Below are 12,054 nucleotides of genomic sequence, written 5' to 3' on the forward strand. Positions count from 1 at the left end.
TTCGGTGTTGCCCGAAAGAATCGTGGCTGCACCCGTGGAAGGTTGTGAAACGGGAGCGTTCGGTGGAGCAGATCTATATTTCAAATCAGTACGCCGACTTGAACCCAACATGGCATGAAGAAGATTCACCATGGAAAGCTGCACAAATCTCCAAGATCATCGACAAGAACAGGATCAGCTTTTCCAGTCTCTGCGAGGTTGGTTGCGGTACCGGCGAGATCCTGCTCAACCTGGCCCGAACCTACCCCCAGGCAAAATTTGACGGCTATGAGGTCGCCCCCCACGCCTTTCAAAGGGCCAGCCTGAAAACGACGAGCAATGTTTCCTTCCATCTGAAAGATATTCTCCAGGAACCGGACCTACACTACGATCTTCTCGTCATCGCCGACGTGATCGAGCACGTGGAGGACTATCTTTCCTTCATCAAGGGTCTGCGTGGCCTTGCTCGCTACAAGATCTTCCACATCCCCCTGGATCTGTCGGTTCAGTCTGTCCTCAGAGGCTGGCCAATTACAAACCTTCGCAAGAACGTCGGCCATCTCCACTATTTCTTCAAGGATACGGCGCTCGCCAGCCTGACGGATTGCGGATATAGGATTGTCGATCATGCCTATACCGCAAGCCGCATCGAGCTGCCGAAACAGGCCTTCAGCAGCAGGCTAATGAGCCTGCCAAGAAAACTTCTGTTCCCCCTTAACCCTGACCTTACGGTCAGGGTCCTCGGAGGCTACTCTCTGCTTGTCCTGGCAGAATAGGATCGATCGGCGGTCAATCAGCTGCGGCCGAACTCGTCGACGATACGGATGATATCGTCTTCGCCGAGATAGGATCCTGTCTGGACTTCGATCAGCTCGAGCATGATCTTGCCCGGGTTGGCCAGGCGATGGACTTCCCCGAGCGGGATGTAGACGGATTCGTTCTCTCTCAGCATCTGCACGTTCTCGCCGATGGTCACCTCGGCCGTGCCCTTGACGACGATCCAATGCTCGGAGCGGTGGTGGTGCTTCTGTAGTGACAGTTTCTTGCCCGGCGTGACGAAGATGCGTTTCACCTGGAAGCGGTCGCCGTTCAGCACCGAGGTATAGCCGCCCCAAGGCCGGTAGGAGGTGGGATGGGTCTCGGTCAGCTGCGATGTCTTAGGCGCGGCGGCGAGCATCTTCACGAGGTTGCCGACGTCCTGGCTGTCCTGCAGTCGGCCGACATAGACGGCGTCCTCGCTGGCGATGACAGCGATATCGTCCATGCCCTGGACGGCGAGGTGTACACCATGTGTCATGATCAGCGAGTTCTTGGTGTTGACGACCGTCGTATTGCCGGCTGCCACATTGCCATATTCATCGCGGCTACCGCTCTTCCAGACGGAATCCCAGCTGCCGAGGTCGGACCACTTGAACGGCGAGGGGACGACGGCGGCGTTGCTCGTCTTCTCCATGATCGCGTAGTCGATCGAGATGTTCGGGGCAGCGGAGAAAGCTGCCTTGTCGAGACGGATGAAGTCGAGATCGGTCTTTGCGTTCTCAACGGCTTCATCAGCGGCCCTGATCGTCTCCGGAGCGTGGGTGCGCAACTCATCGAGCAGGCATGAGACCGAGAACATGAACATCCCGGAATTCCAATAAAACCCGCCTGTCGCCACCATATCCTCTGCCTTGTTGAGAGGTGGCTTCTCAATGAAGCGTGCTACCGTGCGGGCTCCTGTCGCCAGCGTTTCGCCGCCTTCGATATAGCCGTAACCTGTAGCCGGTTCGGTCGGCTGGATACCGAACGTCACCAGCTTGCCTTGGGCTGCCGTGGCGGCAGCGATGCGTACACAGTCGAAATAGGTGTCGTCGGCGACGATCTCGTAGTCGGAGCCGAGCACATGCATGATCGTGTCTCCATCGAAGCGTTTGCCGACAATGGCCGCGGCTGCAGCCACAGCTGCAGCCGTATTGCGGGCAACCGGCTCAAGCAGGATGGCGGCGAGGTCGATATCCAGTTCACGCGCCTGCTCGGCGACGAGAAACCGGAATTCTTCGTTCGTGAGCACGACAGGTGCATCGTAAAGCGCGGGATCGGACACGCGCTGAAGCGTCTCCTGGAACAATGTCTTATCGCCGATGAACTGGATGAACTGCTTAGGAGCTGCGGCACGCGATAGCGGCCACAGACGTGTGCCCCTGCCACCAGCCATGATTACGGGAACGATCTTCTGTGTCATTTGGTGTGTCCTCGAAAACTACCTTTGCTTTGCCAATCAATTCGCCTGCGCCCACCACAGGATTCGTTCCAGGCCTGCACGTAGCAAGTCCTGAGCGGCTGCTTCGCTTTGCGCCTCCGCGTAGCAGCGCATTTCCGGAGCATTGCCGGAGGGGCGGAAATGAATGATACGTCGATCCGTCAGCGTGGCTCGAAGCCCATCGATATCGCTGACGCTGTCAAGCACGCCGATCGGCTGCAGAAAGGCCGCAAGACTGGCGGGGCTGGCGCGAAGATGGGCCATCAAGCGGCCGCTGGTCTCGACCGGAAAATTCTCAAGCCGGTCGGCTGCGGCAAAAGGAAGGTGGAAGGACGCCGCAATCAGCGAAAGCGGTTGGCGCTTCGTGGCGGCAAGAAAGAGGGTCGAAAGGATCGGCACGAAACAATCGCGCGTTGGCAGGGCGTCCAGCACGTGGCCGTTGACGTCAAATTCGCTTGCGGTCAGTACGCCGCCATTGGCTTCGAAACCCGCCACATGGTCCTGGCCGACCGCAAGTGCGTCCTGCATCCCTGATATGACGAATGGAGAACCGACGCGCGTGCGAATGACGCTGAAGGCACCGGCGGTCTCCAGGCCGGAATTCGACGTGACGGGTGTCACGACAGTCGCTGCGCAGAGAAAGTTCGAGGCGATCAGCCCAAGCAGGTCGCCACGCAACGGCATGCCGGTTTCGTCGGCCACCAATGGGCGATCACCATCACCGTCCGCAGAAATTATAGCGTCAAGTCGATGATGTCTCGCCGCTTCCTTCAACTTGGCTATCGTCTCTTCAGAAACCGCTTCCGTGTCGACGGGAATGAATTCATCCGAGCGGCCAAACGGTACGACCGTCGCACCGAAATGCTCCAGGAGTTCCACCATCAGGTCACGGGCGACCGTGCTATGCTGGTAGACGCCGACCTTGAGGCCAGCAAGCGCGCCCGCGGGAAGAACAGTGGCGTTGCGTTGTCGAAAAACAGAGAGGCATTCCTCGGATCTGTCTTTCATCCTCGCACCTCTGGGGGAAAAGGTGAAACCGGCGCGATCGAATTCTGCCGCAAGAGCCGTGATCGCTGCCTCGTCCGTCTTGTCGATCTCACCGTCCGGCCGGTAGAACTTGATACCATTGCGATCGGCCGGGATGTGCGAGCCCGTGACCATCAGGCAGGCCGCCTTTTTCTTCAATCCGTAAAGAGCGAGCGCCGGCGTTGGCACCGTACCGCAGTCGCGGACATCAAAACCAAGGCTGGCAAGTGCCTCAGCACAGTTCCCGGCAATCTCGGGGCTGGAGTCCCTGAGGTCCTGGCCGATCAGAATGACGTCACCGGAGCGGGCCATTCCGCTGTCGAGCAGGTATCGACCGAAGGCAGAAGCATGAAGCGCCGAAGCCCGGCCCTTGAGGTCGACAGACAGGCCGCGAAGCCCGCTCGTTCCGAATTTCATTCCGATCTTCCTTCACGCATTCGACGCTGGACTCAACTGAAAATTTCAAGGCCGCTGCCCGCACCAACGTCTTCATGCAACCTTCGGCAACCGTTAGGTCACGGCCCCTTGCGAGCACCCGCCTCGCGCCAGATCAGGAAGAGCACACCTCCGACATAACCGACCTGCATCAGGATTATGCAAAGTACGCTATAGTAAAGCGCAAGCGCAATACTCCCGTAATGGTACCAACACAGGAGAAAAAATACGCATGAAGCGCAGAGCATGCGTAAATAAATGCCGGGGGCACGCATCAATTGGGTAAAACGCTTCATAATTAGTTACCCCTTCAAATGCAGGTTCACATAAGGAGAAAAGTTTTGCAAGCGCGAACATGTTTTACTGCAATGCACAAAGCGGGTGTGATAAGCTGCAGACAGCTGGAGTTGATGCCGGCAAGGAAAGACACGTTGGACTACTGAAATATGACGGGGTCAGCGGCGACATTTCGACTTGGTCTATTCCTTTCTCGGTATATTCTTTTCAAGCACTGTCCCCACATATATGCTGCATTGCAGCGCCAGCTTATTAATGTATACCTCTATCAGAGGCGTCTAGACGTCAAGGAAATGCCACCGCATACCAGGCAAACGATCGGGCCTTCCTCAGCGCCAGGAAATATGAGGTTATCGACTATGGTTGAGTTCAAGGGACGTGTGGGATGATAGAGCCCATCGGAATATTCACCGTCGCTCTCGGCCTCTATTGCCTGACGCGTGGATATGGGGCGACAGTCACAACCTTCATCGTCCTGACGCTCCTTGGATCCGCCGCGGCGTTGACGCTCGGCGGTTCCAGTGTGCCCCCGGCGCATCTCTTCCTGCTGTTTGTTCTGATTGCTGCGCTGCGAACTCCTTCCCTGCCGGGTATGGCAATCAATGCCCTTCGTCTCGGCAAGCCTGCCTTCTGGTTGGCCGGACTTCTGCTCTACGGTGCGATCTCCGCCTATTTCTCTCCCAGACTGTTTGCGGGGATGAGCCATATCATTCCGCTGGGAGCATCCGAGTATCCCTCGACGGGCGGTACCGTTCCCCTTGGCCCCGTCTCCAGCAATCTCACGCAGACGATTTACCTCACCGCGGATCTTCTGTGCTTTGTCATCATCGCGTCCGTCTGTTCGACAAAGACCGGTTTTCGCGCGACGTTCAACGGGCTTCTCGCCTGGGCCGCGGTCAATGTGATGTTTGCACTGCTTGATCTGGCTACCAGCGCAACCGGCACGGAAGAGCTTCTTCAGTTCATGCGCAATGCCCAGTACACGTTCCATGACAGTGATACGGTCAATGGCATGAAGCGGATCGTTGGATCATGGCCGGAAGCCTCGGCCTTCGCCGGGATGACGCTCGGTGCCCTCGGATTTACCGGCACGCTGTGGATTTGTGGTCGCTACCCCGGCACAACCGGTTTGCTCGCCCTCTGCTCGTTCGTGCTGATCATATTGTCAACATCCTCGACCGGTCTGATTGCCGCACCGATATGCCTGTTCCTGCTCTATCTGACCGCGGTTTTGCGATGCGGGATCTCGCCCGAGAGTCGCCGCAGCACGGGCGTCGTTCTGCTCGCCCCGCCGATTGCCCTTGCGTTGACATTGATCATCGTGCTCCAGGACAATCTCTTCCGTACCATCTATGACTACGTCGATTTGCTGGTCTTGAGCAAATCGACATCCGGCTCGGCGGTCGAGCGCGGATCCTGGAATCTTGCCGCCTGGCAGAACTTTACAGACTCCCTGGGTCTCGGAGTGGGTCTGGGCACCGCGCGCACCTCTAGCTTCCCGATGGCGCTGCTTTCCAACGTCGGCGTCCCCGGCACGGTATTTTTCCTGTTGTTCCTGCTGTCTGCGCTACGGCCTGGCATGTCGGCTCGCACCTTCGAATCCGACGTTCGTCTTGCAGCCTGCAACGGCTGTCTCGGATTGCTTGCCGGATCATTGGTGGCTGGGCCGACCGTCGATCTCGGTCTGCTCTTCTTTGTGCTCGCCGGCCTGACGGCCAGCCGTCCTCTTGCCAGACTGAAAGAGATCCCACTGTTGCCACTGCGGGGTAGTGGTATCCTCGACAGAGCGGCCGAGGCACGCCATTCACATCCGCAATTGAGCTTGCATAGCCGCAAGCATCAAACGTAGACGCGAAAATAATCAACGCGCATATGGGTTAGAAGCTGCTCGGGCCCGAGACCCTGGGGGTAGGGAATGTCGGCGCTGAGCGCAAGGGTGAGCAGCGGCCAGAAAACATCCCCATCGACGTCGAGGTCAGGAGAACGGTGGATCGGCCAATTTGCTGTTTTGCCGGTGCGTGTATCGACGATTGGCTTTCGTTCGAAATAAGGCACACACTTGGTGTCATCGACGAGAATACCGTACCGTCTGTAGTCTCGCGTAACGTCGACAATTGTCGGCACGCCCGTACCCTCGTGATGCTCCCCGGGCTGGCCCCATTCGTGCAGATAGGTGCCGTACAATGTCGGTTCCCATCCTTTATGTTCCACGACATCGAGCTCGATGCTGGTCTTTGGAGCAAGAATGCTGCGACCATTCATCAGCCAGAAAGCCGGCCAGGTCAGAGGATGGCTTGGAAACAGCATCCGCGCTTCGAAATAACCCCGCCGCCACCCCTTGGTGACGATCCCGTCTTTCCTGGCAGTCTGAATATTTCCCGAAATCCACTGATATTCCGGGTTGGTGTTTCCATAATAGGCCGGGACAGACATCGCAGCACCGATATACTTGGCCGATATCTGAAGTGCCTTGCCGTCTTCTGCACGGGAATCATCCACTATCTCGTAGGGGATAAAGCCTTCTTCACCTGTCCGCCTGGAAAAGGCCGAGCGACCGTAGAAACCGGTGTCCCAGGTGCCGGCCTTTGGCCCTGCGTGCCAGACAGACCAATCCAGTTGCAAAAAACTGTCCTCGAAGTCGAGGCGCCGATTGTCGGTCGGATCATCCGTGCCGGCAAGAGTCTGTCTGTGCGTGACACCCGCAATGGCAAGCGAGCCAGTGGCCGCGAGCAGCCGCCTTCGGGACATCTCATGTCTCGTCATCAAGGCCTCCTGAAATGCCCAACGCGATTAGCCTGCAGCAGCGCGCAGAGCCGTGGCATGCACCTCAACCACCTTCTCTTCGCTGTATTGGTCGATGAACGATTTCCTGAAGTCTGAATCACCTTTGGCCAAGATGATGTCATCGCAGTAATCGATCATCGCGGCGACAAGCGAGGGCCCGCCGTCCGGATCAACCAGGCGGCCGAGCCTGCCGTCCACAAGGATGTCGCTCGGGCCGAACTCGCAATCGGTGGCGATGACCGGGAGACCGAAACGCAGCGCTTCGCATATTGCCAGCGACCAACCCTCCCAGCGCGACGTCGACACATAAATGTCGCTTGTCGACAGCGCTGGATACGGATCATTGGGGTGGTGTTCTATTGAGACGACGTCTTGCAATTGGAGTCGCTCAATGTCGCGGCGCAGATCCTCTTCACCCGCCCCGTGCCCAACGATCTTCAGCCGTGTGTTCTTGCGCTGCTTGTAGACTTCGGCAAATGCGCGAACCAGGATGTCCTGGCCTTTCTGATGAGAAAATCGGCCAACATTGACAAAAGTCACGCATCCCGGCTGGCCACCTAAAGCCTCTGGTCTGTCAAATTTGCGAACCGGATTGGGTACCCAGCACTGCGGTACCTTGCTGCCAAACATCTCGCGAAAGGATGAAAGTTGGCGGGGCGAGGTTCCAAACACGTAAGCGGTGCGGCGAAGGAAAAACGTCTTCATCAAGAAAAACAGGATACGTGCCTTGAGATGGCTGCGTTCGCGCTTGGGGTTGCCATGCAAGTGGACGACAAAGTTTCTCTTTATGCCGAGGCAGGACGCCATCGCGATCACCGCAGGTTCGATCTGGGGAACAACGATGAGATCGTACTTCTTGCTCTTGATGACATCCCTGAAGGTTGTCATCAGCTGGAGCCTGCCCCGCGGTCGTCGATCAATCGTGTGATAGCTGCGCTCGGAGGGCCGATTATGATGTTCTGACGTGTAGAGAACGTCGATATCGAAGTCATCGGTGTAGCGTTCAGTCAGATTGCTGCAAATCGTGTCGACGACCCGCTCAATGCCCGCAAACGATTGGGTTCCCGGCTGGATGTAAAGAATTTTAAGAGCGGACCCGCGGGGGAAGGGATGCCTTTGTCCGAGCTTGGCGGCACTCATCTCCATAAGAGGGTCCTTTTTGGCGCCGCTTTGATCACAAGTGTTCGCTGTGGGCGGCATGAATAATGGGACTCTTGCGCGTTGCACAATAAGCGCCGCCCGTGTCACAGTATAATTGTGCGGTGCAGTCTAAAAAGCAATAGTAATTTTGGGCAGGAAGCCGAAGACCGGAACAATATCGCTACGCCTTTTAGATTAGCCGACTCGCTAATTTAGCAGGCGATTTTTGATGCGGAACGCGATAGTGTTCAATCCGTCGTATACTTCGATTCAATCTTCCGGTGCGCGCGGATCTCGTTGGCGCGCCGGACGTAGAGGAGATACAGCACGCCGTGCGTGAAAATATAGCCCGCTTCCAGCACGGATGCGAGCGCCATGCTCAATCCGAGTGCCAGGAGGAATGGCATGCCTGCCACAACGCTAAAGATCGCATAGGCCGCCATAACAACCATAACGACCAGGGTGAAGACCAAAATAGGCATACGAAGCGCAGAAACTGCGCCTAGAACGAAACAAATTGCCAACGTCAAACCCATAAACGCTACCCCGACCGCCCGTACGTAACCGTACACAATCATCGGGCAAATAGCTAATATAGGCAAGCTAATATTCTCTTACACGAGAACTATTCACACTTTCGCCGAGCAAAGCCTTGCGCTGAGAGCGTTAGTTGCTGTCGGCAACGGAGGCCTGGGCGCCCCGCTGCCGCCGCTCGACGCGAATGACGTCACCTGGCAAAACAGGGTCATTATCGCTGACGATCAAGCTTTCATTGCTGCCGTCGACAACGCGGTTGATGCTTGTCGTGAAGGAATAGGTATCCTTGTCTTCCTCCAGTGCCGCTACGGCGGCAGGAGCGCGCACTTCCAGATTTCTGAGAAGATCGCTGGCGGTCTCGGTTTTTTTGGCGTTGGAGGCGAAACGGTCACGAAGCTCAGCGGCTTCAGTCAGCGCATTTATGCGATACCGGTTGCGAACATCCCCAATATCCTGGTCGACCTTGGCAAGGTCCTGTTGCGTCTTCAGAATGGCGAGCGAGACGTCAAGATTGCGGCTTTCGAGGTCGGCGAGATTTTGATTGGCGCCGAGCTGGCGCGCCGATACCGTCAATCCCTGCTGAACGAGTTTGTTGACGGAGCCGAGATCCTTGTTGGCCATATCGATCTGCTTTGCGAGCGATACGGCCTTTTCTTTCAGTGCGGAAATCTGATTGGCTGCCAGAACTTTTGCCTGGTTGAGGGAGCCGATCTCAGTCTCCATGGAGCGCAGGCGGGTCTCGAAGAGCGCTTCTTCCTCGGTCAGCATCCGCGCAACCCCGGGCTCCGCTTTTCGCGAGGTCAACTCGGCCGGAAACTTGATCTCGGGATCATTGTTGAGGATAGCGTCGATGCGCGCCTGGCGCGCCACCAGTTCGAGCCTTTCGGCCTCAAGCGCGCGTATTTCGCCGCGACCCGACAACGCGTCCCGCTGAAGGGTAATTAGGTTGGAGTCAACGGGCCCGATCCCGCCGGCCATGCTGACGGCCTGTACGACCGTGAGACCGGGGCTGAAACTGTACTTGCCGGGCGTCGCGACCAGCCCGGTGACGAAGAACGGCCGATATGAAGCGATTTCGACCGAGGCGTTCGGCCTCTTTTGCAATCCAACCTGATTTTGCAGGCGCTCACCGATCGATTCAGAAACCTGTTCGAGCGTTTTGCCGGCCGCCGGGACCGTGCCGATGATCGGCAAGGAAAGATTGCCTGCAGCTGAAATAACGAATTCGCCGGTCAACGGCACCCATTCGAATGGAGCGCCGGTACTTGGGCGCCACTCGAAAACACGGATCCTGAGCACGTCCTGCGGTCCGAGCAGATAGTCCTGCGCTGCCGCCATGTGGCCGCACAGAGAAGCCAGGACGGATACGGCCGCAAGGAGACAGGCTTTTGAACGGCGGCCGAGAAGACTTCTTATGGCGCGGACGTGGTGTTCGATGTTGAATGACATGCGTTGCTCCATGACAACCGTGTGCCAGGTTACCTTCAGGCCGAAACGGCAAGCTCGGTTCCTGTCGCGCGTTCGATAAAGGTGCGAAATCGGTTTATGAAAACTTCGCGGCGGAAATCAGCAGCGCGTGAAACGGCATCGCCAGGATTGAAGTCAAGTCTCTCCATCCGCTCGACGGCATCGATCAGTTCCTCGACAGCCTGGTTCTGGAAGAAGACACCGGTCTTGTTGCTAATAACAGTCTCGGTGGCTCCACCTCGTCCATAAGCGATGACGGGTCTTCCGCTGGCCATCGCCTCGACCGGTACGATTCCAAAGTCTTCCTCGCCCGGAAATATCAGTGCCTTGCAGCGAGCATAGTGGTGCCTGAGAGCATCGAAAGGTTGCGAACCGAGTATCGTGACAGTCGGGCCGGCGATCTTCCTGAGATGATCGAGCATCTCTCCGCCGCCGATGACGACGAGCTTGGCCTTGAGGCGGTTAAACGCTTCGACAGCAAGATCAGGTCTCTTGTAGCTGACGAGCTCCCCGACCATGAGGTGGTAATCGCCCAGTTCCGATGCTGGCACTGGCCGGAATGCACCGGTATCGACCGGGGGATGAATGACCGACGCTTCGCGCCGGTAATAGCTCCTGATGCGGTGAGCGACCGTCGTCGAATTGGCGACGAAATCATCGACCCGATTGGCGGTCGCAACGTCCCACGTTCGCAAGTAATGCGCCATGGGCGGCATCATCAGGCGGGTCATCAGTCCAGAACTCTCGTAGTACTTGTTGTACATGTTCCAAATGTAGCGCATCGGCGAATGGCAATAGCATACGTGCATCGCCGGCGAGGTCGGAATAATACCTTTGGCTGGCCCCGACTCGCTGCTAATCACAAGGTCGTAGGCACCAAGGTCAATCTGTTCGAGCGCCATCGGCATAAGCGGTAGATAGCGCTTGTACATCTTCCGCGCATAAGGCAACGAGCCGATGAACGTCGTCTGGATTCGATGCGACTTGAGCTTGTCGGAAATCACCCGCGGATCAAACACATGCGTATAAATATCCGCATTGGGGAATATGTCGCAAAGCGCCTCGAGTACCTTCTCGCCGCCACGCATGCCTACCAGCCAGTAATGTATGATTGCTACTCGCACACAAAGCTCCACTAACTCGAATGGGTAACACGTATTACGGCGCGCAAAACGGGCAGGGAATCTATCTAGCTTTCGATATGTGTATTGCGAGACGCCAGATTAGTTCTATTGTGAAAATAAGACAACAAGTTCCAAGAAATACGTCTTATTTTCCGCATTGCACCCTTGAATAGTGCAGCGCAATAAATGTATTGTCAAATCGTTTAATACTTGTTAACGTTCTTGTGCTTGCCCGCTTGGGCAGTTTCTGCACGTGCCCTGGACAGTTTTTATTACGTGGGAGTACGCGGATGAGAGAATTTGATCTCGGACGAGAGTTCGACGGCTTCGACAAGGGGCGGCACTCTCGAAGCGAGCGAATGCGGCGTTTCGAAAGGAAAAGACGAGGCACCTCGTCAGCCGTTGCCGGAATTGCAAAATATGCCCTCGATGCGGTCCTTGCGGCAATGGGACTGATTGTCCTTATGCCGATGATCGCAATCTTGATGGGTACACTTCTCGTGCTGCAGGGAAGGCCAATCTTCATCGCGCATCGCCGCATTGGCAAACATGGCGTGATGTTTCCCTGCCTGAAATTCCGCACCATGGTGGCTAACGCCGACGAGGTGCTTAAACGACACCTGGCTGCCAATCCGCACCACCGGGCGGAATGGAACGCCACCCGCAAGCTCCGGGATGATCCCCGCGTAACGCCATTCGGCGCACTTCTACGCAAGACCAGCATCGATGAAATTCCTCAACTCCTGAACGTGATCCAGGGGAAGATGAGTCTCGTCGGTCCGCGGCCGATCGTGGCAAGCGAGGCCGAACTTTACGGCGTGCACTACAGCGACTACATCCAGGTCCGCCCTGGACTGACCGGACTGTGGCAGGTGAGCGGTCGTAGCGACACGAGCTATGGCGAACGAGTGCAGCTCGACGTGCGCTACGTACGAGAGCAAAGCATCCTCGGCGACATTGCCATTCTGCTGAAAACCGTACCGGCAGTCCTTCGTTCTCGCGGCAGCTACTGAACGACAGCGGCGC

At 56.9% G+C, this 12,054-nt stretch carries 10 protein-coding genes; 3 read left to right on the plus strand and 7 right to left on the minus strand.

The features are described 5' to 3' along the window. Nucleotides 1-62: 62 nt before the first annotated feature. Nucleotides 63-755 carry a class I SAM-dependent methyltransferase gene (locus FHT97_RS22395; protein WP_183864289.1) on the plus strand — a complete coding sequence of 231 codons (693 nt, stop codon included), beginning with the start codon at nt 63-65 and terminating at the stop codon, nt 753-755. Between the two features lie 17 nt (nt 756-772). On the opposite strand, the gene FHT97_RS22400 is transcribed toward FHT97_RS22395, so the two are convergent. Both FHT97_RS22400 and FHT97_RS22405 read right to left on the minus strand, forming a co-directional pair. Further along, entirely contained in the window at nt 773-2,200 is a 1,428-nt protein-coding gene (locus tag FHT97_RS22400) for a mannose-1-phosphate guanylyltransferase/mannose-6-phosphate isomerase (RefSeq protein WP_183864290.1), read from the minus strand. 36 nt (nt 2,201-2,236) lie between these two features. Then, nucleotides 2,237-3,661: a phosphomannomutase gene (locus tag FHT97_RS22405; RefSeq protein WP_183864291.1), complete on the minus strand. Its 1,425-nt coding sequence runs from the start codon at nt 3,659-3,661 to the stop codon at nt 2,237-2,239. A 700-nt stretch (nt 3,662-4,361) separates the two neighbouring features. Between FHT97_RS22405 and FHT97_RS22410 the strand changes: the two genes are divergently transcribed. Then, nucleotides 4,362-5,825, plus strand: coding sequence for a hypothetical protein (locus FHT97_RS22410; protein WP_183864292.1), 1,464 nt, complete (start codon nt 4,362-4,364; stop codon nt 5,823-5,825). Here the strand turns inward: FHT97_RS22410 and FHT97_RS22415 are convergent. The 5 genes from FHT97_RS22415 to FHT97_RS22435 all read right to left on the minus strand — a co-directional run bounded on the left by FHT97_RS22415 (nt 5,816) and on the right by FHT97_RS22435 (nt 10,992). Beyond that, nucleotides 5,816-6,739, minus strand: coding sequence for a family 16 glycosylhydrolase (locus FHT97_RS22415; RefSeq protein ID WP_246712730.1), 924 nt, complete (start codon nt 6,737-6,739; stop codon nt 5,816-5,818). The genes FHT97_RS22410 and FHT97_RS22415 overlap by 10 nt on opposite strands. Nucleotides 6,740-6,766: 27 nt before the next feature. Then, a complete protein-coding gene (locus tag FHT97_RS22420; RefSeq protein ID WP_183864293.1) occupies nt 6,767-7,906 on the minus strand; it encodes a glycosyltransferase in 1,140 nt (379 codons plus the stop codon). A 242-nt stretch (nt 7,907-8,148) separates the two neighbouring features. Next, a complete protein-coding gene (locus FHT97_RS22425) occupies nt 8,149-8,382 on the minus strand; it encodes a hypothetical protein (protein ID WP_246712731.1) in 234 nt (77 codons plus the stop codon). Between the two features lie 184 nt (nt 8,383-8,566). Then, the gene (locus tag FHT97_RS22430) at nt 8,567-9,886 is read right to left on the minus strand and encodes a polysaccharide biosynthesis/export family protein (RefSeq protein WP_183864294.1); all 1,320 of its coding nucleotides are present in this window, start codon (nt 9,884-9,886) and stop codon (nt 8,567-8,569) included. Nucleotides 9,887-9,921: 35 nt separating this feature from the next. Continuing rightward, nucleotides 9,922-10,992: a glycosyltransferase gene (locus FHT97_RS22435; RefSeq protein ID WP_183756755.1), complete on the minus strand. Its 1,071-nt coding sequence runs from the start codon at nt 10,990-10,992 to the stop codon at nt 9,922-9,924. Between the two features lie 326 nt (nt 10,993-11,318). On the opposite strand from FHT97_RS22435, the gene FHT97_RS22440 reads away from it, so the two are divergent. Continuing rightward, the gene (locus tag FHT97_RS22440; protein WP_183756715.1) at nt 11,319-12,041 is read left to right on the plus strand and encodes a sugar transferase; all 723 of its coding nucleotides are present in this window, start codon (nt 11,319-11,321) and stop codon (nt 12,039-12,041) included. Nucleotides 12,042-12,054 lie beyond the last annotated feature (13 nt).

It is taken from the genome of Rhizobium sp. BK399, from assembly GCF_014194695.1.
GTDB lineage: Bacteria > Pseudomonadota > Alphaproteobacteria > Rhizobiales > Rhizobiaceae > Rhizobium.

Bases quoted from the DNA above. Each gene is read 5' to 3' on its own strand.
- FHT97_RS22400 (WP_183864290.1), bottom strand. From the start codon at position 2,200: ATGACACAGAAGATCGTTCCCGTAATCATGGCTGGTGGCAGGGGCACA.
- FHT97_RS22405 (WP_183864291.1), bottom strand. From the start codon at position 3,661: ATGAAATTCGGAACGAGCGGGCTTCGCGGCCTGTCTGTCGACCTCAAG.
- FHT97_RS22410 (WP_183864292.1), top strand. From the start codon at position 4,362: ATGATAGAGCCCATCGGAATATTCACCGTCGCTCTCGGCCTCTATTGC.
- FHT97_RS22415 (WP_246712730.1), bottom strand. From the start codon at position 6,739: ATGACGAGACATGAGATGTCCCGAAGGCGGCTGCTCGCGGCCACTGGC.
- FHT97_RS22420 (WP_183864293.1), bottom strand. From the start codon at position 7,906: ATGGAGATGAGTGCCGCCAAGCTCGGACAAAGGCATCCCTTCCCCCGC.
- FHT97_RS22425 (WP_246712731.1), bottom strand. From the start codon at position 8,382: ATGCCTATTTTGGTCTTCACCCTGGTCGTTATGGTTGTTATGGCGGCC.
- FHT97_RS22430 (WP_183864294.1), bottom strand. From the start codon at position 9,886: ATGTCATTCAACATCGAACACCACGTCCGCGCCATAAGAAGTCTTCTC.
- FHT97_RS22435 (WP_183756755.1), bottom strand. From the start codon at position 10,992: ATGCGTGGCGGCGAGAAGGTACTCGAGGCGCTTTGCGACATATTCCCC.
- FHT97_RS22440 (WP_183756715.1), top strand. From the start codon at position 11,319: ATGAGAGAATTTGATCTCGGACGAGAGTTCGACGGCTTCGACAAGGGG.